Here is a 23672-nt window from a genome sequence, read left to right as displayed (position 1 = left end):
CGTCAGCGCCGCGAACCGAGCTTCTTGTACTGCCGGGCCACCAGGTCCTGGTAGCGCGCGCCGAGCACCTTGGCCACCGTGTGCAGCAGGTGGGCGTCGGCACCGACCAGCACCCGGGCCTTGCCCGAGCGCATGCCGTCGAAGATCACCTCGGCGGCCTTCTCGGGGGTGGTGCGGGCCAGCTTCTTGTCGAACATCCGCGCGGTCCGCTCGCCGTCCTCGCCCTCGGCGTAGCGGGCGTTGCGCGCGATCGCGGTCTTGATGCCGCCCGGGTGCACGACCGTGACACCGACCGGCGCCTTGGCGATCAGCAACTCCTCGCGCAGTGACTCGCTGAAGCCGCGGACGGCGTATTTCGCTGCGTTGTATGCCGATTGGCCCGGCATACTCAGCAAACCGAAGAGGCTGGAGATGTTGATCAGGTGGCCGTCCCCCGAGGCGATCAGGTGCGGCAGGAACTCCTTGCTGCCGTGCACCACGCCCCAGAAGTTGATGCCCATGATCCAGTCGAGGTCCTCGTAGGGCAGCTTGTCGAAGGTGCCGGTGAGGGAGACGCCGGCGTTGTTGACCACGACGTTCACCGTGCCGAAGTGTTCGGCGACCTGCTGTGCGTAACCGGCCATCGCCGCGCGGTCGGCGACGTCGACCTTGTCGGTCAGCACCTCCCGGGCGCCGGCGGCCTCCGCGAGGCGCGCGGTCTCGGCGAGTCCTTCGCCGTCGACGTCGCTGATCGCCAGACGGGCACCCTCGCGGGCCGCCTGCAGCGCGAGTGCGCGACCGATGCCGGAGCCGGCCCCGGTGATGACGACGACCTTGTCCTTCAACGACTTCATGCCGAAACCAACTCTCGTTCGGGGTTTTTCGCGGTCGAGCGGGTGATGAAACGGACACCGTCGGTGAGCGAACCGTGCCGCAGCTTCATCAGGTCGTAGGGGTAGTTCTGCCGCAGTTTCCACGGCCAGCCCTCACCCTGCAGCGGGAGCAGGTGCACGCTGCGCGTGACGTAGCCGGACTGCAGGTCGATGAGCGGCTCGGACTTCCACCGCGCCGACTCGGCCGGCACCTCGGGCACGAACGCCGCGTAACCGGATTTGTCGAGGTGGCGAAGCAGCCGGCTGACGTATTCGGCGACCAGGTCGGCCTTGAGCGTCCAGGATGCGTTGGTGTAGCCGATCGTCATCACGAAGTTGGGGACGCCGCTGAGGGCCATGCCTTTGTAGACGTAGTGCTGCGGCGCCTCGACCTCGGCTCCGTCGACCGACAGCCCGGCACCGCCGAGCAGTTGCAGGTTGAGCCCGGTGGCCGTGACGATCACGTCGGCGTCGAGGTGCTTGCCCGACCCCAGCAGGATGCCGGTCTCGTCGAAGCGGTCGATGGTGTCGGTGACCACGTCGGCGGTGCCGCGCTTGATCGCCTTGAAAAGGTCGCCGCCGGGCACCGCGCACAGCCGCTGGTCCCACGGGTCGTAGCTCGGCCGGAAGTGGGTGCGGTAGTCGAAGTCGCTGCCCTTGAAGAAGCGGGCGACGCCCTGGTCGAGCAGCGCACGCATGCGTTGCGGCTGGCGGCGGCTGAACTCGTAGATGCCCACGCCGCGCGCGACGTTCTTCCAGCGCAGGATCGGGTAGGCGATGCGGGTCGGCACCTTGCGCCGCTGCAACCGGTCACCGATCGCGTCGACCGACGGCACCGCCGCGACATACGTCGGCGACCGCTGGAGCATGGTGACCCGCTCGGCATCGCGCGCCAGCTGGGGCACGAGGGTGACGGCTGTCGCTCCGCTGCCGATCACCACGACCTTCTTGCCGGTGACGTCGAGGTCCTCCGGCCAGTGCTGCGGGTGCACAATGCGGCCGGCGAAGTCGTCCCTGCCGGCGAACGTCGGGGTGTAGCCCTCGTCGTAGTTGTAGTAGCCGCTGCACATGTAGAGGAACACGCAGGTCACCACGCGCTCGCCCTCCGGTGTGCTCAGCCGCAGGGTCCACTGCTGGTCGCGGGACGACCAGTCCGCGGAGAGGAGTTGCTGCTGATAACGGATCAGCTGGTCGACGCCGTACTCGCGCGCGGTGTCGACGATGTACTGCCGGATCGACGGGCCGTCGGCCAGCGACTTGGTGTCGGTCCACGGCCGGAAGCGGTAACCGAGGGTGTACATGTCCGAGTCGGAGCGCACGCCCGGGTAACGGAACAGATCCCACGTGCCGCCCATCCGCTCGCGGCGTTCCAGGATCAGCAGGGACTTGTCGGGGTGGTCGCGCCGCAGGGTGCTCGCCGCCCCGATGCCGGACAGGCCGGCACCGACGATCACGACGTCGAAGTGCTCCGGGTTCGTCATACCGACACGTTATCGACACCGTGTTGATTGAGTCAACGGTGTGTCGACAACTGCTATCTTCGTGGTATGGCGAAACGTTCCTCCGGCCCGACCGCCGCCGCCGGGCGCGGCCGACGTGCTCCCCGGGTGAGTGGCGACGACCGGGAGGCGGCGATCCTTGCGACGGCCGAAAAGCTCCTGGAGTCAGTGCCGTTCGCTGATATCTCGATCGACGACCTGGCGAGCGGTGCGGGCATCTCCCGCCCGACGTTCTACTTCTACTTCGGGTCCAAGGACGACGTGCTGCTCTCGCTGCTGGACCGCCTGGTGCAGCGCAGCGAGGAGGCGATCGCCGGCCTGACGCCGTCGGAAGAGCAGGTGCGGCAGGGCTGGCGGGACGCACTCGGCGTCTATCTCGACACGTTCGCCGCGCAGCGCGGGGTCGCGCTGGCGTGCGCGGACGCCCGCTTTCGCAACGACCGGGTGCGCGAGGGCTGGGACCGCGCCGCGACGCTCTGGGTGGACAACACCACCGCCGGCATCGAGGCCGAACGCGCGCGCGGCGCCGCTCCCACCGGCCGGCCGGCTCGTGACATCGCGATCGCGCTCAACGCGATGAACGAGCGCGCGATCTACGGCACGCTCACCGGGTCGCAACCGTCACTGCCCCGCGAGGCGGTGCTCGACGTGCTCGTCGACATCTGGATGTCAGCGATCTACACCTCGCCGCCGACGCTCTGAGCGCTGAGGTCGACGTAGACGTCGGCGACATCGCCGAGGAGGCGTCCCGTGACAGCTTCGTTGCTGACGCAGAGGTACGACGAAGGGCCGCACCTCGGTCGGTGCGGCCCTTCGTCGTGCTGTGGTGGATGTGAAGGGACTCGAACCCCTGGCCTCTCGCGTGTGAAGCGAACGCTCTAACCAACTGAGCTACACATCCGTGCTGCGGGAGCCAACCTTAGCCGACCGCGGGGACGGTCACCTAATCGAGTCCGGGCAGCTGCGCGAGCAGGTCTTTCACCTGCTGTGGCAGGAAGCCGGGGACGCCGCTGACCAGGAAGACCAGCCAGAAACAGGCCGCCACCAGCAGGACGATGCCGAGGCCGACGAGGGCACGGACGAACCAGTTCTGCCGGCCCATCCACTGCGTCCACAGCTGCACCTTCTCCTTGGCGAAGCGCAGCAGCGAGCTCGCCCAGTCAAACTCGGTCGCCCACACCCCGATGCCGATGAAGATGATCACCCAGCCGGGGCCGGGCAGCGGCAGGAGCACGATGCCGACGACCACGATGACCAGCCCGAGCACCGCCACCCCGATGCGGTAGATGAGATGGATGGTCGGATTGGACCGGATGCGGGCGCGCCACGCAAACCGGTCCTCGACGACCGTTTCTTCCTTCTGCTCGACGTGCTCTGGCACTGCGTTCGAAGCCCTTCCGTTCCCGTACGCGTCAGTCGCGTCCCTCCGCGGACGCCTGTGCGAAGGCCTCCGCCGCTCGGAGGGTCAACGGACCGGGCGCGTCGAGAGTTCGATCGCCCACCGCGTGCACGGCCTGCACGTCGCGGGTGGAGGAGGTGATGAAGACCTCGTCGGCGGTGTCGAGCACCGACAGCGGCAGCGTCTGCTCCCGGATCGGCAGGCCCGCGTCGGCGCACCACTCCAGCACGAGGGCGCGGGTGATGCCGGCCAGCGCGCCGGATTCGAGTGGGGGCGTGAGGATCTCGCCATCGACGACGACGAAGATGTTGGAGCCGGTGCCCTCACAGAGCTCGTCGCGGTTGTTGCCGAAGATCGCCTCGGTGCCGCCCTCGGACTTCGCCTTCGCCAGGGCCACGACGTTTTCGGCGTATGACGTCGTCTTCAGCCCCGCGACCGCGCTGCGTTCGTTACGGGTCCACGGCACGACGACGACCTTGGTGGTCGCCGCGGCGCGCGGGACGGGCATCGCCGAGACGACATACGTCATCGGCACGTCGTTGCGGTCCGAGCCGAGCGGGCCGATGCCGCCGGTGACGGTGTAGCGCAGCCGGCCGAAGTCGAGCGGCTCGGCCAGCACCGCCTCGATGCCCTCGGCCAGCCGGTCACGGTCGGCCGACGGCAGACCCAGGCCGTGCAGCGAACGGTCGAGCCGGTCGTGATGCCGGCCCAGCGCGAAGACCTGTCCGTCGACGACCTTGCAGGTCTCGAAGACACCGTCGCCGACGGTCACCCCGTGATCGAGCGCGCTCACGCTCGGCTTGGCGTCGACGCGCTCGCCGTCCACCCACACCCGGACGTCCGTGTCACCCATGTCACCCTCCACGCTTGCTGCTCGGCCGGAACCTTCATCCTGTCATTCCCACCGCCGGCTCGCCGACGGCCTGCTCGGCGAGCCGCAACAGCCGCTGCGCCTTCAGCTGCGTCTCGGCCCACTCCCCCGCAGGGTCGGACGCCCAGGTGATGCCGGCCCCGGTGCCGAAGTGCAGACGCCGCTCCCCCGCCGCACCGTCCGCCCAGAAGGTGCGGATGCCGACCGCCAGACGTGCCGTGCGGGCGTCGGCGTCGACATACCCGATGGCACCGCAGTAGGGTCCACGACCGACCGGCTCGAGATCCCTAATCGCTTGCAGCGCAGTAGATTTCGGTGCACCGGAGACCGACCCGGGCGGGAATCCCACCTCGAGGATCTGGGGCCAGCGGGTGCCCGGCAGCAGCCGTCCGACGACGGTGGAGACCAGGTGCACCGAGCCCGGGTAGCGCTCGGGGTGGCAGAGCTGCTCGACGGCGACCGTGCCGGGCCGGCATACGGTCGACAGGTCGTTGCGCACGAGATCGGTGATCATGACGTTTTCGGTGAAATCCTTCGGCAGCATCGCCTCCAGCGACGTCGCCGTGCCCTTGATCGGCCCGGACCGTATGACGTCGCCGGCCTGCTCCAGGTAGAGCTCCGGCGAGGCGCACACGATGTCCAGACCCGCGCTCGGCAGGTCGATGCGGGCGGAGAACCGCGTGCTGTGTCTGCGGCGCAGCAGGTCGTCGAGGCGATCCAGCGAGACGTCGTCGCCGATCGGGCGAGAGAGCACGCGGCAGAGGTTGACCTGATAGACCTCGCCGGCGGCGATCCGCGCCCTGATCGCGGTCACGCCGGCCTGGTAGGCCTCGGCGTCGAGTGAGCTGCGCCAGGCGGACCCGTCGACGCTACGGGTCGTTGCGACGGCTGACGGCACGACGGCGCCGTCCGCGGTGGGACCGGCCGCCGGGGTCGCCGGCCGCACGTGCTCCATCCGCACGAACGTCGGGCGGCCGGTGAACGGCATGACCACGACCCAGACTCCCGGCTCGTCCAGGCACCCGGCGTCATGTCGGATCTCGAGCACGCCGTGCGCGGACAGCTCGGCGAATCGGGCGGTTTCGAGCACCGCACCACTTTACGCGTGGGCTCAACCGCCGAGTCGCGTGAGCACTTGCCGCATGGCGTCGACCACACGCTTCGGCGGATAGGTCTGCGGGTCGCGCAGCACACGTCGCGCGCTGTCGAGCATCAGGGAGACCAGGGCCTGCGCGATGAGCGCGTGGTCGACGTCCTTACCCGGAAGTCCTTTGCGCAGAACGGCGCTCAGCGTGTCGGCCATCTCGCCGTTCCACGCCTCGAGCCGCTCCTCGGCCGGGCCCGGGTTCCCGCCCGGCGGCAGCAGGAATGCCTTCCAGCGGATCGGCTCGGCGGCCATCTCCTCGTAGAGCCGCTGGGTGGCGTCCAGCCATTCCTGCGGATCGGTGGAGTCGAGCGGCACGACCTGCGCGATCCGCCCGCGGGCGTAGACCTCCTCGCGGTCGAGCAGCTCCCAGAGGATGTCGTCGGCGTCGTCGAAGATGCGGTAGATGACACTGCGGGAGATGTCGGCCGCCTTGGACACCGCGTCGATCGTCACGCCGCCGATGCCGCGCTCGGCGATGATCTGCAGGGTCACGTCGAGCAACTGGGTGCGGCGCTCGTCGATCGGCATCCGCGCCGCGTAAGGCCTGCGCACCCTTGCCTTCTTGCCGGAGGCGGCGCGCTCCGACTGCTCGACTGTCGCCATGGCCAGACGATAACGGCAAGCGATCGGCGACGGCGGCACCACGGAGCGGCGTCGGCATGGCGATCCGGCTGAAGCAGGCCGGCTGCGACGATGTCCGGGTCTTCGAGAAGGGCGGCGACGTCGGCGGCGTATGGCGCGAGAACAGCTACCCGGGTGCCGCGTGCGACGTCCCGTCACATCTGTATTCCTTTTTGTTCGAACCGAATCCGCGGTGGTCGCGCCGATTTGCCGAGCAGGAGCAGATCCACGACTACCTGCGGCACTGCGCCGACAAGTACGACGTGCGTCGACAGATCCGGCTGCGGACGGAGGTCCTCTCGGCGGCCTACGACGAGGGCGCCGCGCAGTGGGAGCTGCAGTTGTCCGACGGCAGCACCCACCGCGCCGACGTGCTGATCCCGGCCTGCGGCCAGTTGAGCGCCCCGTCGGTGCCGGAGATCGCCGGGCTCGACGACTTCGCCGGTGAGTTGTTCCACTCGGCGCACTGGCCGGACGACATCGCACTCGAGGGCAAGCACGTCGCGGTGATCGGCACGGGTGCGTCGGCGATCCAGATCGTGCCGTCGATCGCGGAGCGGGTCGGCCGGCTGCGGTTGTTCCAGCGGGAAGCGGCTCACGTCATACGCAAGCCCGACTATGCCTATCCGGAGGCGGCGAAGCGGGTCTTCGAGCGAATTCCGGCTCTGCTCAAGGCATCTCGGTGGTTGACCTATCTGCAGCTGGAGTCGCGGGCGCTGCCCTTCAACGCATCCTGATCTCGAACGACTTCTACCCGGCGCTCACCCGACCCAACGTCGACCTGGTCACCGCGCCGATCGAACGGCTGACGCCGCGCGGCATCATCACCGCGGACGGCGAGCACCACCCGGCCGACGTGGTGGTGCTCGCCACCGGTTTCCGCGCGACCGACTTCCTGACCCCGATGGCGGTGACCGGCGCCGGCGGTCGCAGCCTGGACGACGCGTGGGCCGACGGCGCCGAAGCGCACCTGGGCATCACCGTCGCAGGCTTCCCCAATCTCTGCCTGCTCTACGGACCGAACACCAACCTCGGGCACAGCTCGATCGTCTTCATGCTCGAGGCCCAATTCCGTTACGCGCTGGCCCTTCTCGAGGGCATGCGACGCGACGGGGCGCGTGCGTTCGACGTCCGGGCGGAGGCGCTGCGCGCATCGTCGGAGCAGATGCAGCGGTGGTCCCGTCATACGGTGTGGGACCGGGGGTGCACCAGTTGGTATCGCACCGCGAGCGGCCGGCACACCAACAACTGGCCGGGTATGACGGTCGACTACTGGCGGCGTACACGCAGGGTCGACTGGGCCGACTTCGCGCTGGCGACGGCCGACCGCAGGTCAGACGTCGTCGCCTGACTGCACCGAGTCGCGCTGCGTGCCGCCTGAGGTCTTGCTCGGGTCGACCGGACCGTCGCTCGCGTGCTTCTCGACGTACTCCTCCGGGTCCTTGTCCTTCGGGGTGATCCCGCCCGACGCGTGCAGCGCCTCGAACCGCAGGAACTGCACGGCGATGTCGTGGCGCAGCTGCAGGCTCGCCTGCTGTCGGAAGTCGGCGAGGTCCTGGCGCTCCTCCTCGCCCATGTGGCGGCTGTTGTAGACGTTGCAGTCGGTGACCGCCTGCCACCACTCGTCCGACCCGACCGTGGCGTCGTCGGCGGCGCGGATCGCCTTGCGGATGTTGTTGTGGTCGCCGATCGCGTCGTCGGTCTCCTCCTCGGCGTCGGGCGCGTCGGCGGCCCCCGTGCCCAGCTTGAGCAACTCGGGGAAGAAGTAGCGCTCCTCTGCCTCGGCGTGGTTCTCCAGCAGGATCGCGAGCCTGCGCCATACGGCCTCGAGACCTTCGACGTCGTCACGCGGCCACTCCTCCAGGGCCGCGAAGCTGCGCCGCTGCTCGTCGTGCTGCGCCAGGATGATGTCGGTGATATCCATTGGTACGCCTCGCTTTTCGTCGTTCGGGACGGTAGAGCAGTTTTGTATCAGACCGGCGTCGTCAGGTGATCGCCGACACGAGGGTGGCGACGGTGACGGTGTTGAAGACGAACGCGATGATCGCGTTGAACGACACGGTCTTGCGCATGTCCGCCGACTGCACGTTGACGTCGGTGGTGCCGAAGGTGGTCATCACCGAGATCGCGAAGTACATGTAGTCCGACCAGGTCTTGTGCGTCTCGTCGGGGAAGTCCAGGGCCCTGGACTCCTCGACGATGTTGTCGGCGTGGAAGGTGACCGCGAAGGACACCAGCACGCAGAACCACGCGACCGCGACGAGCGCCACTGCGAGCAGCACCCGGGTCTGGCCCTGCAGGGCGGGCGGCTCGTGCTCGGGCAGCCAGAGGACGGCGACGATCAACGCGACGGTGGCGATGAAGAGTGACGCTCCCGGGCCTGGCGCGGTGCCGAGCAGGTATCGCTGCAGGAGGGTGCCGCGACTGTCCCGGTGCGCCCAGGCGTGGATCTGCCCGTTCGTCGCACTGGCGAACGCCCACGCCGTGACGCCGAGGTAGACCAGCAGGTAGGCGAACAGCGCGAACACGGCGACGTCCCCTCGTGCCATGAGCTCGTGTTGCTCGTTGACGACATACAGCAGGGCTCCGACGACGAGTGCGGCAGTGAGCGCGGATCCGGCCCGACGACGTTCGGACAGCCACTCTTGCGCCTTGGGCACGGTGGGTCTACTTCCTTTTGGGTGCGGGGAACGACGCAGACGATAGGGCAGTGCGCTCACGGCGCGGTTTCGACCTCGCCGGCGTGCACCCGCAGAGACAGCAGCCGCCCCTCAAAGAGCGACACCGACGAGTTGCCGCGCTGAGCCGCCGGCCCACGACTTCGCCGAACGGGCTCTGACGGCTCACCTCCCGTGGCACCCAACGCCCCTGGCATTCGTAGCGATCTGGCCGCGGCCACTGCTCGCCGGGCGGCGGGTCACCGACCAGTCGAGGGTCCAATCGGCTGCAGCGTCGAGGTGCGCGCCGCGCCCGTCCTCGAACCACAGGTTCACCGAGCGGCACACGAATGTGCGCAGCACAGATCCGACCGGCGTCGCCTGTTTCCGTTTCCGCACCCGCACGGTGCTACGGAGGCACATCGAGGTCGCTCGTCGCACGTGCACATCGGAAGCTCGCAGGAGCCAGAACGAGATTCCTGCCTGGCTTCCTTCTCCTCCGCCACGTGTGCCGAGCCTTCAATCAGCGAACACTCTCTGCTGGAAATGGCGTCGACTTGACCAATTCAGGCCCGTGCGTCGGCGCGCCCCAGTCGCGGCGTGCTTCTTCTTCCGCTTCTGCTGAGTAGTGTGAACGGTAGATGGGAAGCGCAAGTGCTGTGGTGGCGATCGCGATGAGAACGAGGGTTGCGAAGAGCGCCTTGTCCACCAAACCCATCGAAAACCCGAGGTTGATGAAGATCAGGATCATCAAGCCCCGAGCGTTCATCAGGCCCGCCATTGCCTTCGACTCACCCCAGCTGTACCCGAAAGCCCGCATGATCAACAACCCGGGAGCACCTTTGGCGATGATCGCCACGACGAGCAGTACACCAAAGATGATGAGGTACGTCGGCTCGAGCGCGTTCGAAACGTCAGTGTTGAGACCGGAGTAGGCGAAGAAAACGGGTAACAGTAGGACTCTCACCAGCTGGGCAATCCGGGCGTGCAGTAGTCGCTGGAATCCTGCCACGTGAGGCAGGAACACCCCGCAAATGAATCCACCGAACACTGAGTAGATGCCGATGTAGTCGGTCACGAAACCCACGATCAGGACAAGACACAAAAGTGACGCGAGGAGTCCGTCACTGAGATCAGCATTGTCAACAGCCCTCTGCATCGCCGAACGGAACAGTTTGGGGAGTCCGAACTTGCAGGCGACGACCAGAAGTGCTGCCGGAAGAATCGTTTGCAGGATCGCCACCTCGGCGCCTCCCCGCAGGCGCAACGCACCTAGCAGGGCCAGCACGCACCATGCTGCAGCATCGTCGATGGCTGCAGTGCGGCTTGCCAGCAATCCGAAGGTTGTATGCACCATACGGCGCTCCTGCAAGACTCTGGCGAGCATTGGGAAGGCGGTCACGCTCAAGGCTCCGCCGACGAAGACGGCAAACAGTAGCGGCGAGACGTCCGAGGGCCGTTCGTCGTTGAGCAGTGTCAAGGCGACCGCACCCCCGAGCACTATGGGAGCTACCAGTCCGCCCGCTGCCAGTGCTGGCGGAAGAAGCGTCGTGCGCCGGTTCATGGGTGCCGGTTCGTGTTCGGCCCCGACCAGGAACATGTACAGGCTAAGACCGATCATCGCAATGACGTACAGGGCGCTTCGGCAGCTGGGGGTAAACACATGCTCCGGCACGCCCGGAACAAAGCGAGTGAGCAGGCTTGGTCCGAGCAAGACGCCGGCGACCATTTCGCCGACAACCGCCGGCTGACCGATGCGCGGAGCGAGCCGCCCACAGACCTGTGCTGCGCCGACGATGAGAGCGAGGGAAGCCGTCACTTGCAGCAGGAGCGTCATTTGTGGGTTATGCATCGTCCACCTCCTGCGGCCGCGCTGACCGGCGACTCCACTTGGTTCTGGACGATGCCGAGCGCGGACAACCATCTAGGATCTTCTGGTGAGAGTTCCAGACGCGGCACGTACCGGGCATCGAACAGCGCGGCAAGGAACATCGGAACAATCGCCCACGACGCAACCTGCGCATCGGAGCCGAAGCCGAGCTGCTGGAAGACGAGGATCATAAAAAAGAGGTTGGGGTAGGCGAACGCCAGGTAGTCGTCCACAGCCTCCACTCCCCCACTCCTTGTCAGCCCGCGGGAAACGATCCGGTAACACAGGACAATCCCTACAGAGAGCAAACCGAACCTCAGGCTGTCGGCCAGGTGAAGCGAGGTGCCCGCGAGAAACGCGAATGCGGCGAGTAGGACCACTGCCAGGTACCCGTGACGCTCGGAGAAGCGCCCCGTCTGAATCGGTCTCCGGCTACGTAACGCACGGACGACCAGATCGGCTAGAAGCACGCTGCCTGTTGTCGCTGCGACGCCCACTGCTGTCGCGCCCCACTGCGGGGTGCCGGTCACCAGCCAGATTCCAAGGGGAAGTGTCACAACGACTAGCACGGACGAAGCAACGATGTCGGCGTACGTCGGGGTGACCATCCCTCCTTGGCAGCGACTGACGGTGGCGCTAACCACCGAGCAGGGCGCGATCGAGCTCACCAAAGCCGCAACAAGGGCGGTGGGGGGTGCGCCGGCAATCGCCAGGGCGGTGAGCACCACGATCGGTAATCCGATGAACCGCAATGCGAGTCGACGCGCGCTTGAGACCGAAAACGAGTATTTGGCGGCATCTTCGACTTCGACCCGGGTTATCGTGATGACAGTCGCGACGACCAGCATTATCAGCATTGCCCACCATGGCGGCTGAAGGTTTCCTGTGATGGCTCCGCACAGAACACCGGCGATTAGGGATCCCGCGATCAACGCCGCGTGCTGCACCACAACCCAATCACGGGCGATGTTGGCTCGACGACTCTCTCGGGCGACGTACTTCGCGACCTTCCCGCCAGGTATTGCCTGCGAATTGGGTAGCCGAAGATCGTAGGCGGTGCCGTGGTCCTGTTGGAGTACCTCGCGCGCCAGGAGCTCGATGACGTACTTGTGCGCAACAACGCACACCGCCTGCCCCTGCTGCAAGGCAGGCACGACGATGTCGGCGAAGCTGTCCAGCACGCGCTTCGTGAACCCGCCGAAGGTCTCGGCGGCACCAAGCAACGCGCTGTCTCCGTTCATCGCGCTCTCGTACGCGGCAACGCCGTATTCCCGTTGAAGGATTGCCTTGCTGTGAAGGGTCCAGGCACCAAAGTCCCGTTCCATCAGCCGCGGATCTTGGACCCTTCGAGGCACAACATTCTCTCTTGTCGAGTCGAACACCGCGTCAGCCGTGGAACTCGCTCGTGAAAGCGGTGAACTCACAACGAGATCGATGTGTACCCCTCGTAAACTCCGAGCAGCCATCGCAGCCTGAGCACGTCCAAGTCGCGTGAGTGGCGCATCTTTCATGCCTGCAATCCGATGAACCGTGTTACACGTCGACTCACCGTGGCGGACTAGGTAGAGCCGCGACAGTTGCTCGTCGGTCAGGACGGTGGTCACTGGGCTGCCGCCATGTCCACGGTGTGAGTCGCCAGCGAGTCGTCTTGCATCTCGGGCGTCCCGGAGGCGTGGCGGGTCGTGGCATCCCCCCCGGCGGTGTCACCCTGACGTAGAGCCATCGACTGGAAAGTCTCGCCCTGCCACGTTGACAGCTTACGGATGTCGCAGATTCCGTGGATCACATCAATCTCGAGCTGACGCCACGCTGCCCGGAACAGTGCGCGCACAGTCTGTTCTGAGACATCCGCTTCGATCGACATGCTCACGACGGCGGCAGATACACGCCTTTCGGCGTCGTGCCAGCTTGCCCGGCGACCGGCCGGGTCAGACCCCGTCAGATAGTCCCGGACGGTCTCGTCGAGATCTTCTTGAACCCACGCCTGCGCCTTCGCGTACAGCTGTGCGTGCCGCGGCTCCAGCTGCTCAACCCCGGCCCCGTCTTCGGTCATCAGGTGATGAAGGACAGCCGCGGCGACCTCGAAGCACTGATTCCGGAGCGTTCCGATACTGAACACGAAGGCGCCCAGCCGACCGCGCCGGGTGATTTCGTCTCCCTGCCTCATGGGGCCAACACAGAAAACACCAGATGCAGGCGTGCCGCACGGCGCGACGGGCCGGCCATCCTCGGTGACTTCAATTCCTCGCCCCGTAACCGGATGGGCGGCTACGAGGCGACCGTCACCGTGTCCCACAAGCTTTGACCACAGTTCGTTGTGTGAAACGCGATAGTCGGCGCGATTGCCCATCGCATTCACCATGTAATCGGCGCATAGCACCTTGCCGTCGCCGAAGGTTACGACGAACCGGCCGTCCTTGACCCCGACACCGTCGACCGGCGTCGCGACTTGGCGAATCATCGCCGGGGCACCCGGATAGTCGACCATGCGTTCACGGACCACGTCGCCGATCTCAGGGACCGTGCTCGTCCGGTTGGTCACGATCAAGCTCTTGTACCTGTCCAGTAGCCACGTCACCTGGGCCGGGTCGAGCCGCGCAGCCAGTTCAACGACATACGGCTCCCACGCCTTCATCACTCGCTCGGCGAATACGGCTTGGGTGAGGCGCCTCGCACCCGGGATGGTGTCCTTCAGGTGCTGGAATTCACGCTCGACACCGACCACTACGTCCTGGGCTGTCAGAACCTGCTTGTCCAAGAACGGTGGCCGCCGCACCTGCCAGATGTCGTGCTGGTGGTCGGCCGGGTAGGTGTCGTGCATATTTCCGCCCCGGGAGCAGATGGTGATGCGTCCCCGATAACCGTGGTGCACAAGGGAAACCACAGCATCGAACGCGGATAGCGCACTTCCCCACACGATCACCTCGGCGTCTTGGTTCAGCTCGGCGAACCATTGCTGCGCTGATGGGACGTACTGGTCTGCGAGGTAGCCCGGGTGCCCATTCGCGACCTCGAGGAAGGGCGGCGTCTGCGGTGGGAGGTGACCGGTGGCCAACACGACGCTGCCTGCGTGGATCGTGTTCACCGATCCGTTCGCGTGGTCGATGTAGTTGAGAACGTGCTGACCTCGCTGGCCGGCAAGGGCCGTGACACGTCCGTAACGGATCTCGAGCTCAACCAGGCCGCCGCTTTCTTGAACGGCAGTATCAAGACGTTCCTGCAGATACTGTTTGAAGATCCGCCGCGGGACGACTGTTGAGATCTCGAATCGGCGATACCTCCATCGGTCTGGCCAGTGCGCTCGGTCGGCTTCGCCGTTCGCCCATATCAGGAAGTCTTCGGCCCGCTCCCGAAAGAGGGTGATGCGGCCGGCTTGAATGTTGAGCATGTGATCCCAGGTGGTGACGTCCCACCCATAAGCGAGCCCGCCGAACATCGTGCCAGGCTCCTTCTCCAGGACCGTGATGCGCAGCGGAATCGTCGTATGACGGGCGAGTCGCATCGCTGTCACCGTTCCGGAGAAACCGCCACCGACGATCACGACGGCCGCTTGCGCAGTCACTGCGAACTCGATTCAGCGAGTTCCGAAGCGTCGGTGACAGTCACCCGTGCGCCGGACCCCAGTGTGTTGTGCACGATGCACCCACGCCGTGCCTTCGTGATGCATTTAGCCAGCGTCTCGGGCGGGAGGTCCATTCCCGGCCGGACTCGCACCTCGACTCTGATCGTCTCGAACCGGGCTGGCGCCGACGCGAGCGTGCCGATCACGCCCAACTGGACGTCATCCGGCCCTGTCGCGAAGCCCTCTTGCCCGAGCGCCGCTTGTAGATTGCTCATGAAGCATCCCCCGAGGGCGGCGAGCAGAAGCTCGCCGCCCATCGCGCCGCTGTCGGAGCCACCCTTTGCTGTCGGTCTGTCGATCCGCACCGTGTGCTGCCGGGCCGTCGCCATCGCCGATGTCTCCCCGACGGTTGCGACCGCGACCTCGATATCCATACCCATCTTGATGCCTCTCCACGTTGATCTCGTGTGACTGATGGTCAGCAGACGGATCGGGACGTCGTGGCATTCCGGGACGACGCTGGACAATCTCGGATTCGCCGTCCGTATCGCGGTAGCCGACACCCGAATCGCCGTCTGTGGCCTATATCACACCGCCCTTTTCCTACTCGCCCTTGCCTGTCGGTTCAGACTGAAGTCAACTTGTACCGATCGGTCCTGGATGCGGGGTGGGACATGCAAGACGTTTCAGAGCGGCGGGGAGTCGCAGCACAAGACGACGTCAGCCAGTTCATCGGCGAACTCTGCCGCCTTCGCGCGGCGTGCGGCTCCCCCTCGTTCACCAAGCTCACCCAGAGGTTGCGCCAGCGCATGCGGACAGCCGGCATCCCGGACTCAGAGATCCCCGCACGCTCAACTGTCGCCGCGCTGTTCGATCCCAGCCGACGACGGCCCAACCTAGAAGTGGTGTGGTTCCTCATCGAGGTGCTCCTCGATGACCGGCCTGCTGAACTGCGCGAGTGGGAAGCGGTATTCGGGCGTGAGCGGCGCCCCCTGCGCGGCAGCTCGCCGGTGGCGCGCCTGGCCGAAACCCACACGCACGTGACACCCGTGGTTGGTGCGCGGGGCGTCCTCGAACGAGCAGGACGCAGTGGGAACCGCAGCATTCTGATCCATGGCCTACCCGGCTCCGGATTGACCACCTTCGCAAACGCGGTTGCTCGCGAAGCGGGCTCTCGCCAGCCGCACCTGGCTCTGACGCCAGAGCCGCACGAGCCCGCCGCAGGCATCCTCGCAAAACTGCTTGCTGACGCCGAACCGGGAGGAAACCAGACTGATCCCGCGACCCGATGGGCGCACCTCACGGAGTCATCCTCACCCATTGTTCTCGTTGACGGCCTGACCGACCAGATGCAGCTCGACGCACTCATGGCGCTCCAGAAGGGTGGCGTGCTCATCACAACAAGCACCACTCGCCTCTCCTCGCACGCCGTGACCCTGACACCGCCGACCATCACCGGTGTCGACGTCGCACGCATCCTGCGCTGCAACAAGATCGAAGTGTCAGCGACAGATGCCGCCACGATCGCTGAACGCTTGGGTGGTCTCGCCGTACCGTTGCAGGCGCTCAATTCGCATGCGGCGACTCACCCGGCTTGGTCTGCTGCCGACTACCTCATCAGCGCAGGCACAATTGCCTTACGCAGCATGCGCTCCCGGCTCGACGACGCGATAGCCGACCTGCGCTGTCAAGACCGGCACGTTCTACGAATGATGTGGTGTCAAAGCCATCCAATTACTGCCCGCCGACTGGCGCTCTCGGCATGCCTGAGCAGCAAACAGACCCTCCAGTCGCTCGAAGCGCTCGCCGCTGCCCATCTGATCGATTTCAACGGAGCCACGGGTCAACTCGTCCCTATTGTCCGCGCCCATACGGCGGAACTGGTGAAGGTGGGAGAACCGCCGACAGCCCTCCGTCACAGTCACCTCTCAGAGCGTTACGACCCGACAGCGTGAAGCGCCCCCGCTACGGCGGCCCCCAGTGCATTGCTGGACTCGCCCGCACGAGAACGCACATTCACTGCGTACGCCAATAGTGCAAACATGTCGACATACTGATCGACTGCGGCATCCTCCCGAAGTTGCCCTTGTGCATGGGCCCGAAGGAGTGCGTGTCGTAGACCTTCGCGCAACATGCGGTTGTGCCGGACGATGAGGTCCGATGTACCTGCCGGGACGCCTGGTTCCACTTGAGCGTTTGTCACGAAACATCCCCAGCGTGCGAAGTCACCTTCACAACGCGAGCGGACCAGTGTGTCGAAGAATACTGCAACAGACTCAAGGTCCGCTGATGGCTCATGCAGGCGAGCGAAGCTGGACCTCGAGCGCCGCGCCACGTAACGGCCGAGCGCAGCCTCGTACAGCGAACCTTTGCCGCCGAACGTCGAGTACAGGCTGGACTTTGACAATCCTGTTTGCTTCACGAGCTCAGCTACCCCGGTAGACGCCCAGCCTCTTGACCAGAACGTCAGCTCCGCCTTCGCCAGCACTCCGTCGACATCGAAGTGCTTCACATCCGCCATAGGAGTCACCAGCCTGTCACGACGCACGACAGTCAGCAAGTGGAGCTCGTCCAGCATCGTCCAGGTTCCGTACCAGGGCGGGTAGCCCCGAGGATGCTTGAAAAATGGTCAAGGACACTCTCACGAACGCGATTCGCAAGATCGGCATCTTCTTCAAGAACCTCGCATACGCCGACCACCACGGCACGATTGTCTGACCGTGCGCTCTTCGTGCGCGGCCGACGCCAGTGCCAAGTTGCTTACATCATGAGCGCACGACGCGTCCTGGTGGTCGTCCGACTTTGGGCCCCAGAGCGTGACTTGAGCCACTTCAAGCACATCGCCGACCGACATGGTTGGCTGCTTGCTAGCGACGCGAGGTCGGATCACCACATCGTCGATATAGAGCTCGTCTCAGTCGCGAAGAATGTCGCCCGTTCGACCGCCGTACAAATGGTCGAATCAGCGCTGGCAGGGGCGGTGAGCGCATCGGCTGTTGAAGCAGCACGAGTCGACACGCCGTATCACCGTGGGGCGCAGTACTTCATCGACTGGAACAAACCACAATGGTTCCACCCAGCGTGGCTTTGGCGATCAATGACATCGATCGGCCTTTTCTCCACCGGGCACAGCGTTGCCGTACCCGCACGCACCATACGTGTTGAAGAACTCGAAGGCCCAGCCGCGCGTGATGCGGAGGTGTTCGAACAGAGGGCGCGCGATGTCCTCGCCGGATCCGTTGTCGCCGGACAAGTGAACTGGGACCACCATGCCCAACACCTCCGCCGCGCGCTAGGCCCTGCCCCGACGCCCCACGTAGCTCGAGCCCCCCTGCCAACCGCCCGCGACGTTGCCATCGCGGTTAGCCTCATAGTCGGCCTCAGCATCGCCTTTGGATCTGGTGTATTCATCGCCGGCGACTTCCTGAGTTGGAGGCTCTCGCTGCTCATCGCCTCGCTACCGACAAGCGTGCTCTTTCTCAGCCCACTGACTGACAGTGTTCGCCGAGACCGCTGGCGTAAGGGCATCGTCGGCAGGCTTGCGATAAGCCTCGGCGCGATGGCGTTCGGCTTCGAATGGATGAGCAACCCACCGCCCAACGGTGGCAGCCAACTGCGCTACATCGTGGTCATGGCTGCAACGCTGGGGATCTGCTGGGGTGCGGTGCACCTCCAAGCGATTCCATGGCTTTGGGGCGGGCTCGGCCGCATCCTCACGATCGCCGCACCCAGCGTGTTTATCGTCTCCTGGATGCCCTACCTCCTCTGGTCTGCGTACGCCGATGGGTTCGGGCTACCCGATGGTGCCCTGGCGACGACCGGACTGATGAAAATGTTCATAATTGCCAAACCCCTCGGTATCCTCCTGCTTATCCTGGCAATTGCCACCGGAGTCACGGGGTGGACCTACTATTTCCGCCTCGGCTCTGGCGGTGTCGCCTTGTCCGCGAGTATGATGCTATTGGTTGTCGTTGTGTACGGAATCACGGTGTTGCAGACATCGCTCACCGAAGTTGATTCGGCCCGAAAAGACGCTCAGCGAGCCGCGATCCATAACACGAAACCCGAGTGGTATCTAGGGCTTGAATTGAACCGAGTTTGCGTCACACCGATCACCGAGGCACCAGCTGTCCAGAACGGCCCGCTCCCCACCTCGCACCCGGTACTGATTCTCCCCTCTTCAGACGACAACCTGTGGATATGGGACCCCGCGAACGCAGACCGGCGCCACACAGTCCGAGTGCAGAGTGCCGACGTCACAACCACAACCGCGCGCGATGGGCAACGAACCTGCGCCGGCGCGTGAGTTGAAGGGCCGTTCGCTGAAGTAGTGAGGCCCCTTGGGGAGCATGCCAGCTCCCGTCGCACCATGCGGTCAACGCAAACAACAGAATCGTTCGACCCCCATCAGCGAACGACCGCGACAACAAGCGTCGCTCAAAGGACTCGTCCGGTGGGATGTCGCAGTCGAGCGGGACCAGTGAATGGGCGGCGAACAACACCTCGCTGCGAAGTTGCTGCTACACCAGGCGGTCCTGATGCCGTACTCCGCAAGTTGGGTCAGCCCCTTCGGCTGTCGTCAGGACCCGGAGCGTTATCGCGCTGCCGGGTCCCATCAAGACGTCAGGAAGCCGGCCGACGAAGTAGCACACAGGTTCCGTGCTGGGCACACGGCAAAGCCCCTGGCCTGCGTTTCCGCAGATCAGGGGCCGTTTTCGGCTGGTGGACGATACTGGGATCGAACCACTCAACTTCGGATTTCTGCTGCACGTGCAATTACCGGGTAAAATGCTTCTGACCTGCGGCGATGCAGAACTCTGACGTGGACAGGTGGTGACGAATGTTGCCTCTGTTGTCCACCGAAGTAGTGCACAAGTAGTGCAAAATCCACTCAGGAGGGACCATGCCACGGACTGCCAGGAAGGCTCGCAAGCGCGCGTTCGGCCGTATCAACCAGGAGCGTTCCGGCCGCTACACCGCGTGGTACAACGACCCTGATGGCCGTACAAAGATTTCTGCCTCCGGCACGGTCACGCCAGTCCGGCACCGTGCCAATCACACCTTCGAGACAACCCTCGACGCCGAGGCCTGGCTAGCAGCAGAACGCAGACTGATCAGCACCAGCACCTGGACCAGCCCGGCGCAGCGAAGACAGGAGGAGATGGCAGCAGATTTGAACCACTCCCCTACCTTCGGGGAGTACGCGTCCGCATGGATTGACTCGCGAAAGAACAAGTCGGGCAAGTCGTTGGCACCTCGGACCCGAGACCACTACCACCAGTTGCTGGCCGACTACCTGGAGCCTACGTTCGGTTACCTCCTGCTGGACGAGATCACCCCGGCACAAGTGAACATTTGGTATGACGCCTTCACCCCTCTGCGTAAGAAGCTCAATGGAGTTACCGGAGAGACCACGAAAGCGCACGCGTACTCTCTGGCGCGTGCTGTGCTGAACACCGCTACATCGGCTCATGGCCCATTGGTCGGGAGAGTCAATCCATTCGCCGTGCGTGGAGGCGGCACCTCACCAGTGCGGAAGCGAACCCAAGTGGCCACCAGCGCGCAATTCAAAGTGATGCTGATGACTATTCGCCCCGAGTGGGAGCTGATTCTGCTGCTTGGTTGCTGGGCCGGCCTTCGCTACAGCGAGATAACGGAGTTACGGCGCGGCGACATCAACCTCGTCGCGGAGGTGATTCAGGTCAGTCGCTCGGTGACGCGCAGCAAGGTCGAGGGCGTCGGCGTCAAATCTCCCAAGTCCGACGCGGGTATCCGCGACCAGATCATCCCGCCGAACGTTCTGCCGGCGCTCAAAAAGCACATGAGAGCATCCGTCACCGGGCAGAACGGACTCCTATTTCCAGGGAAGAACGGAGGACACCTTGCCCCGGTAACGTTCTACGGCAACGTTCCCCCAAAGCCCGCCGAGACACCCGAGCAAGCCGCCAAGCAGCGAGCGCGGAACGGCTGGTATGCAGCTAGGTCGGCCGCGGGGTGCCCAACCCTGCGCTTCCATGATCTGCGGGCAACAGGCGCCACATTGCTGGCACAGCAAGGCGGGACCGTGGCAGATGTCCAGTTGTTCCTTGGCGACTCCACAGCGCAGGCAGCATTGCGGTACGTGCGGTCCGCAGAGGGACGTCAGAAGCTCTTGGCCGACAAATTGGCCGCACTGGACGGCTCCGTGTGGTGATCTCGCAGTGGCCGGATCGGTGGAAGCCATGGGCCGGTCAGGATCTATAGCGCAACTCGCACCCACGCGCAGGCCAATCTCTCAAGGCACCAAGGCCGTCCACGTGGACCATGAGATGGGAGCCAGCTCAACATGTTCGCGACCCCGTTTCATCCCATCAGATGCCAGTTCTTGCCGTTTTCCTTCAGATGGCGGCTCGTCATCGGCAGTGATGTTCCTTGGAAGCGCCGCGCTCCTCACGGGGATGTAGCGCAGGACACCAGGGTCTTCAGTGGCGAGGGGGTCGTACGACTTCCCCGGGTTCCATCGATCGATGTGCGGAGGGAGTTGCTTCGCGGTGGTTTTGTGCCAGATTAGTCGAGGTGTCAGTTGCCTCGCGGGGCGGACATGATGAGCGCTACGCCGATGAGGCAGACGAGAGCACCTGTAACGTTCCACCGATCGGGTCGGTAGCCGTCGGCGATTATTCCCCAGGCCAGTGATCCCGCGACGAAGATGCCGCCGTATGCGGCGAGGATGCGTCCGAAGTTGGAATCGGGTTGGAGGGTGGCAACAAAGCCGTAGGCACCGAGGGCTGCGATGCCAGCGCCGATCCAGATCCAGCCGCGGTGCTCACGTACTCCTTGCCAGACCAGCCACGCTCCGCCGATCTCGGCGATGGCGGCCAGCACGAACAGGGCCAGGGAACGAACGACGGTCATAGGGGCATCTTCTCAACCGAGGTCAGGATGCGCCTGTCCGCCCAGTCGAGCATTCGACCTCCACGGACTGCATGCGGGAGACCGACGCGCATGGCGTGCTGGCACCAGCGCGTTGCCTGTAGGTGATGAGCAGAGACGCGACCGTGATGCCGACGACCAGTGCGAACACGATGCCGGCGAAGGTGACCGAGGCCACCGTCGCGGCGGCTCCGGCGCCGAGCAGGTGACGGTTTCGCAGGGTCGGGCTATCGCGCGCCATCGGCTGGTGCGGGCGCGGTGATGTCCACGAAAGGGATCGGACAGTAGTCAGTGCGTGCGCACGTTGTTAGGTCGTCGCATCCGGCGCTGACCGCGCCGGTGAGGTTGGCCCGGATCGCCTGAAGGTCGTTGATGCGGGCAGCGATCTCGGTGAGTTTGGCCGTCGCCCTGGCCTGTAGACCGGGGTCTGGTCGGTGACCGTGCCGGTGACGGCTTACGTCGATCAGGTCGGCGATCTCCTCCAAGCGGAACCCGAGCCGTTGCGCTGCCTTGATGATGCGCAGGGTCGTGACGGCCTCGTCGGTGTATACGCGGTGTCCGCCGGGGCTACGGTCGGGCCCGGCGAGCAGACCACGGCGCTCGTAATACCGCAGCGTCTCCCTGTTGACGCCCGCCTGGCGTGCAACCTGCCCGGCGCGAAGGTGGGCGCCTGCCCCGGCCAGGCCTAAGCCCGTCCTGGGGTGGCTCGGGCGCGGGCACGATCGACCAACCCGGAAAGCACATCGGCCCGTTCCGCAGGCACCTCAACGTCGAGCACGACACGTGTCATGTGCGCGCCAGGGGCGTTGTCGACGTGGCGGTGAAGTTGAAGAACGCGCAGCAGGACGCCTCGCGGGCGATCAGGTCCCGCATCTGCGCGGGTAGGTCCCGGTCGCCTTCCAGGAAGAGCCGGGCCAGCGTTGGGCGGAGCTGCTCGACGTCGCGCAGCGATCTCGCGAACAGGTCGTCAAACTCCGCGACCCGCAGTGGTCGCTGCGCGGTCGGCAACGTGCACGCATCGGCAGGTGCCCACACCGGGTCCACCGGTAACTGTCCTGCTGCGTTCATTCTCCGACGATAAACCTGTACTCAGGTACTGGATACAAGCGACGAGAAAGGCTGCCGTGCCGGGGTCGTGTAGACGTCCGCACAAGGGTTGCGTGGCGGCCGTTCAGGAATGGGCTGCTCGTTGGAGCGCTCGGCATAGTTCGGTGAGGTCAGGCGCTGTTCGTAGCCCGGTGGGGGTGCTGTAGAGCCGACAAGCCAGCGCGATGCGCGCGTCGGCCTCGGCGAAAGGATCAGCACCGTTGAGCAGGATGGTCGGCGAACCGGTGAAACCGCGCTCGTTCGCTTCCTCGTCGTTGGTGATGATTGTGCGGGCGATGTTCGCTGACACGCCCGTGCTCCTCACCGCGGCCTGGATCAGTTCCGTGGCGGCGGCCTCGTTCGGGCAATCCGGCACGACGAGCAGCTCGATCTGCACGGTCACGTTAGCGATCCTTCCTGATCGGTCCTCGTGGCAATGTATCCGGGCAGCCCGAGCGTCCATGTGCACGTCCGGCCCGCCGGTGGGCGGTCAAGCGCCACCCATGATCGTCGTTCTCAAGAGGCGGCTGAGGACGAATTCGGCTGCCCGGTCCGGCATGCCGTTGTGGAAGTACGCCACGTGTCCCTCGACATCTGACCCCGGCGCGTTTTGCGCCGAGATGTCTCCTCGGGCGCAGTAGTCACGGATTGTGTCCGCGTGTCCTGCAAGCATGCCGGGTTGGCGGGGGATGACTCCACTGACGCCGGGGGTGGGATTGCCTGCGTTGTGGGGTTCGCCTGCCGTGAAGGTCGGGTTGCCGAACAACGCAATTGCGGCGATCTGGTCGACGGCTGTGGGGTCGAGGTCGGGTGCGTCGGTCCCGGCGTACCGCGCCGCATGCGGCACGAGTGCGTCGGTGATCACTTGGGCGCCTTGGGACCAGCCGAGCAGCACGATGCGTCGCTGCGATCGGGAGGTCGCTTCGTCGTTGAGCAGCGACACCAGGTTGCGCACGCCGATCGTCGGGCTCTGTCCGAGGTCGATGCGTGCCGGGTAGGTCGCGGTGAAGCTTTCGAACGTCGCCGGGTAAGGCAGGCTGTGGATTTGCACCTCCCCGGCGTACCGGTGGCTGATCGCGCGGGCAATGGGTGTCAGCAGGCGTGACCCGCTGGCGGGCTCGGTACTGCCCCGGACGGTGATGACGAGGATCGGTGGCTTGCGGTCGATGGCGTTCATAACTCCCCGGCGATCGAGTC

Annotated in this window: 24 protein-coding genes and 1 tRNA gene; 6 read left to right on the top strand and 19 right to left on the bottom strand. The window is 65.3% G+C overall.

Features of this window, described 5'->3' with window-relative positions; genetic code table 11:
- Positions 1 to 2: 2 nt before the first annotated feature.
- A complete protein-coding gene (locus tag HJ588_RS16045; RefSeq protein ID WP_171157529.1) occupies positions 3 to 833 on the bottom strand; it encodes an SDR family NAD(P)-dependent oxidoreductase in 831 nt (276 codons plus the stop codon).
- Positions 830 to 2332, bottom strand: a complete 1503-nt coding sequence (locus HJ588_RS16040; RefSeq protein WP_171157527.1) for a flavin-containing monooxygenase — start codon at positions 2330 to 2332, stop codon at positions 830 to 832. Before HJ588_RS16040 ends, HJ588_RS16045 begins: the two co-directional genes overlap by 4 nt.
- 66 nt (positions 2333 to 2398) lie before the next feature.
- On the opposite strand from HJ588_RS16040, the gene HJ588_RS16035 reads away from it, so the two are divergent.
- Positions 2399 to 3052 carry a TetR/AcrR family transcriptional regulator gene (locus HJ588_RS16035; RefSeq protein ID WP_171157525.1) on the top strand — a complete coding sequence of 218 codons (654 nt, stop codon included), beginning with the start codon at positions 2399 to 2401 and terminating at the stop codon, positions 3050 to 3052.
- A gap of 122 nt (positions 3053 to 3174) precedes the next feature.
- Here the strand turns inward: HJ588_RS16035 and HJ588_RS16030 are convergent.
- From HJ588_RS16030 to HJ588_RS16010, 5 genes are all read right to left on the bottom strand, one after another.
- A tRNA-Val gene (locus HJ588_RS16030) sits at positions 3175 to 3251 on the bottom strand.
- Between the two features lie 42 nt (positions 3252 to 3293).
- Positions 3294 to 3731, bottom strand: a complete 438-nt coding sequence (locus tag HJ588_RS16025; protein WP_171157523.1) for a TIGR02611 family protein — start codon at positions 3729 to 3731, stop codon at positions 3294 to 3296.
- 31 nt (positions 3732 to 3762) lie between these two features.
- Positions 3763 to 4602, bottom strand: coding sequence for an aminotransferase class IV (locus HJ588_RS16020; protein WP_171157521.1), 840 nt, complete (start codon positions 4600 to 4602; stop codon positions 3763 to 3765).
- Between the two features lie 34 nt (positions 4603 to 4636).
- The gene (locus HJ588_RS16015; RefSeq protein ID WP_343036759.1) at positions 4637 to 5710 is read right to left on the bottom strand and encodes a chorismate-binding protein; all 1074 of its coding nucleotides are present in this window, start codon (positions 5708 to 5710) and stop codon (positions 4637 to 4639) included.
- Between the two features lie 21 nt (positions 5711 to 5731).
- Positions 5732 to 6370: a TetR/AcrR family transcriptional regulator gene (locus HJ588_RS16010; protein ID WP_171157519.1), complete on the bottom strand. Its 639-nt coding sequence runs from the start codon at positions 6368 to 6370 to the stop codon at positions 5732 to 5734.
- A gap of 56 nt (positions 6371 to 6426) precedes the next feature.
- Between HJ588_RS16010 and HJ588_RS19070 the strand changes: the two genes are divergently transcribed.
- Together HJ588_RS19070 and HJ588_RS19065 are read left to right on the top strand one after the other, a co-directional pair.
- Positions 6427 to 7125 (top strand): flavin-containing monooxygenase, encoded by a 699-nt coding sequence (locus HJ588_RS19070; protein WP_212756103.1) that lies wholly within the window; start codon positions 6427 to 6429, stop codon positions 7123 to 7125.
- Positions 7071 to 7739, top strand: coding sequence for an NAD(P)/FAD-dependent oxidoreductase (locus tag HJ588_RS19065; RefSeq protein ID WP_212756102.1), 669 nt, complete (start codon positions 7071 to 7073; stop codon positions 7737 to 7739). Before HJ588_RS19070 ends, HJ588_RS19065 begins: the two co-directional genes overlap by 55 nt.
- Here HJ588_RS19065 and HJ588_RS16000 read toward each other — a convergent pair.
- The 6 genes from HJ588_RS16000 to HJ588_RS15975 all read right to left on the bottom strand — a co-directional run bounded on the left by HJ588_RS16000 (position 7722) and on the right by HJ588_RS15975 (position 14911).
- Positions 7722 to 8312: a hemerythrin domain-containing protein gene (locus tag HJ588_RS16000; protein ID WP_171157517.1), complete on the bottom strand. Its 591-nt coding sequence runs from the start codon at positions 8310 to 8312 to the stop codon at positions 7722 to 7724. The genes HJ588_RS19065 and HJ588_RS16000 overlap by 18 nt on opposite strands.
- 61 nt (positions 8313 to 8373) lie before the next feature.
- Positions 8374 to 9048, bottom strand: a complete 675-nt coding sequence (locus HJ588_RS15995; protein WP_171157514.1) for a DUF1345 domain-containing protein — start codon at positions 9046 to 9048, stop codon at positions 8374 to 8376.
- A gap of 520 nt (positions 9049 to 9568) precedes the next feature.
- The gene (locus HJ588_RS15990; protein WP_171157512.1) at positions 9569 to 10882 is read right to left on the bottom strand and encodes a cation:proton antiporter; all 1314 of its coding nucleotides are present in this window, start codon (positions 10880 to 10882) and stop codon (positions 9569 to 9571) included.
- Positions 10879 to 12519: a histidine phosphatase family protein gene (locus HJ588_RS15985; protein WP_171157509.1), complete on the bottom strand. Its 1641-nt coding sequence runs from the start codon at positions 12517 to 12519 to the stop codon at positions 10879 to 10881. The genes HJ588_RS15990 and HJ588_RS15985 overlap by 4 nt, the downstream gene beginning before the upstream one ends.
- Entirely contained in the window at positions 12516 to 14477 is a 1962-nt protein-coding gene (locus HJ588_RS15980; protein WP_171157507.1) for an FAD/NAD(P)-binding protein, read from the bottom strand. The genes HJ588_RS15985 and HJ588_RS15980 overlap by 4 nt, the downstream gene beginning before the upstream one ends.
- Positions 14474 to 14911: an OsmC family protein gene (locus HJ588_RS15975; RefSeq protein ID WP_212756101.1), complete on the bottom strand. Its 438-nt coding sequence runs from the start codon at positions 14909 to 14911 to the stop codon at positions 14474 to 14476. Before HJ588_RS15975 ends, HJ588_RS15980 begins: the two co-directional genes overlap by 4 nt.
- A gap of 240 nt (positions 14912 to 15151) precedes the next feature.
- Between HJ588_RS15975 and HJ588_RS15970 the strand changes: the two genes are divergently transcribed.
- Positions 15152 to 16432: a hypothetical protein gene (locus HJ588_RS15970; protein ID WP_171157506.1), complete on the top strand. Its 1281-nt coding sequence runs from the start codon at positions 15152 to 15154 to the stop codon at positions 16430 to 16432.
- On the opposite strand, the gene HJ588_RS15965 is transcribed toward HJ588_RS15970, so the two are convergent.
- Complete coding sequence (locus tag HJ588_RS15965; RefSeq protein WP_171157504.1) at positions 16414 to 17055, bottom strand: TetR/AcrR family transcriptional regulator; 642 nt, start codon at positions 17053 to 17055, stop codon at positions 16414 to 16416. The genes HJ588_RS15970 and HJ588_RS15965 overlap by 19 nt on opposite strands.
- Positions 17056 to 17298: 243 nt before the next feature.
- Here HJ588_RS15965 and HJ588_RS15960 point away from each other — a divergent pair, with 243 nt between their 5' ends.
- Both HJ588_RS15960 and HJ588_RS15955 read left to right on the top strand, forming a co-directional pair.
- A complete protein-coding gene (locus HJ588_RS15960; RefSeq protein ID WP_171157501.1) occupies positions 17299 to 18783 on the top strand; it encodes a hypothetical protein in 1485 nt (494 codons plus the stop codon).
- 597 nt (positions 18784 to 19380) lie between these two features.
- Entirely contained in the window at positions 19381 to 20670 is a 1290-nt protein-coding gene (locus HJ588_RS15955; RefSeq protein WP_171157499.1) for a tyrosine-type recombinase/integrase, read from the top strand.
- A 365-nt stretch (positions 20671 to 21035) separates the two neighbouring features.
- Here HJ588_RS15955 and HJ588_RS15950 read toward each other — a convergent pair whose 3' ends face one another.
- The 5 genes from HJ588_RS15950 to HJ588_RS15930 form a co-directional block, all read right to left on the bottom strand.
- The gene (locus tag HJ588_RS15950; RefSeq protein ID WP_171157497.1) at positions 21036 to 21371 is read right to left on the bottom strand and encodes a YnfA family protein; all 336 of its coding nucleotides are present in this window, start codon (positions 21369 to 21371) and stop codon (positions 21036 to 21038) included.
- Positions 21372 to 21616: 245 nt separating this feature from the next.
- Positions 21617 to 22003 (bottom strand): MerR family DNA-binding protein, encoded by a 387-nt coding sequence (locus HJ588_RS20220; protein WP_425270250.1) that lies wholly within the window; start codon positions 22001 to 22003, stop codon positions 21617 to 21619.
- A 172-nt stretch (positions 22004 to 22175) separates the two neighbouring features.
- Positions 22176 to 22457 (bottom strand): hypothetical protein, encoded by a 282-nt coding sequence (locus tag HJ588_RS15940; protein ID WP_212756100.1) that lies wholly within the window; start codon positions 22455 to 22457, stop codon positions 22176 to 22178.
- Positions 22458 to 22560: 103 nt separating this feature from the next.
- Positions 22561 to 22878 (bottom strand): thioredoxin domain-containing protein, encoded by a 318-nt coding sequence (locus HJ588_RS15935; protein WP_265446243.1) that lies wholly within the window; start codon positions 22876 to 22878, stop codon positions 22561 to 22563.
- An 87-nt stretch (positions 22879 to 22965) separates the two neighbouring features.
- The gene (locus tag HJ588_RS15930) at positions 22966 to 23652 is read right to left on the bottom strand and encodes a cutinase family protein (protein ID WP_171157495.1); all 687 of its coding nucleotides are present in this window, start codon (positions 23650 to 23652) and stop codon (positions 22966 to 22968) included.
- Positions 23653 to 23672: the final 20 nt, after the last annotated feature.

Source organism: Flexivirga aerilata (assembly GCF_013002715.1).
GTDB lineage: Bacteria > Actinomycetota > Actinomycetes > Actinomycetales > Dermatophilaceae > Flexivirga > Flexivirga aerilata.
The sequence above is the reverse complement of the archived record's forward strand: the minus strand, read 5'-3'. Positions and strand labels throughout refer to the sequence as shown.

Excerpts from the sequence above, each read along its gene's own strand:
- HJ588_RS16045 (WP_171157529.1), bottom strand. The coding sequence starts at position 833 with ATGAAGTCGTTGAAGGACAAGGTCGTCGTCATCACCGGGGCCGGCTCC.
- HJ588_RS16040 (WP_171157527.1), bottom strand. The coding sequence starts at position 2,332 with ATGACGAACCCGGAGCACTTCGACGTCGTGATCGTCGGTGCCGGCCTG.
- HJ588_RS16035 (WP_171157525.1), top strand. The coding sequence starts at position 2,399 with ATGGCGAAACGTTCCTCCGGCCCGACCGCCGCCGCCGGGCGCGGCCGA.
- HJ588_RS16020 (WP_171157521.1), bottom strand. The coding sequence starts at position 4,602 with ATGGGTGACACGGACGTCCGGGTGTGGGTGGACGGCGAGCGCGTCGAC.
- HJ588_RS16010 (WP_171157519.1), bottom strand. The coding sequence starts at position 6,370 with ATGGCGACAGTCGAGCAGTCGGAGCGCGCCGCCTCCGGCAAGAAGGCA.
- HJ588_RS19070 (WP_212756103.1), top strand. The coding sequence starts at position 6,427 with ATGGCGATCCGGCTGAAGCAGGCCGGCTGCGACGATGTCCGGGTCTTC.
- HJ588_RS16000 (WP_171157517.1), bottom strand. The coding sequence starts at position 8,312 with ATGGATATCACCGACATCATCCTGGCGCAGCACGACGAGCAGCGGCGC.
- HJ588_RS15990 (WP_171157512.1), bottom strand. The coding sequence starts at position 10,882 with ATGACGCTCCTGCTGCAAGTGACGGCTTCCCTCGCTCTCATCGTCGGC.
- HJ588_RS15975 (WP_212756101.1), bottom strand. The coding sequence starts at position 14,911 with ATGGATATCGAGGTCGCGGTCGCAACCGTCGGGGAGACATCGGCGATG.
- HJ588_RS15970 (WP_171157506.1), top strand. The coding sequence starts at position 15,152 with ATGCAAGACGTTTCAGAGCGGCGGGGAGTCGCAGCACAAGACGACGTC.
- HJ588_RS15965 (WP_171157504.1), bottom strand. The coding sequence starts at position 17,055 with ATGCTGGACGAGCTCCACTTGCTGACTGTCGTGCGTCGTGACAGGCTG.
- HJ588_RS15955 (WP_171157499.1), top strand. The coding sequence starts at position 19,381 with ATGCCACGGACTGCCAGGAAGGCTCGCAAGCGCGCGTTCGGCCGTATC.
- HJ588_RS15950 (WP_171157497.1), bottom strand. The coding sequence starts at position 21,371 with ATGACCGTCGTTCGTTCCCTGGCCCTGTTCGTGCTGGCCGCCATCGCC.
- HJ588_RS15940 (WP_212756100.1), bottom strand. The coding sequence starts at position 22,457 with ATGAACGCAGCAGGACAGTTACCGGTGGACCCGGTGTGGGCACCTGCC.
- HJ588_RS15930 (WP_171157495.1), bottom strand. The coding sequence starts at position 23,652 with ATGAACGCCATCGACCGCAAGCCACCGATCCTCGTCATCACCGTCCGG.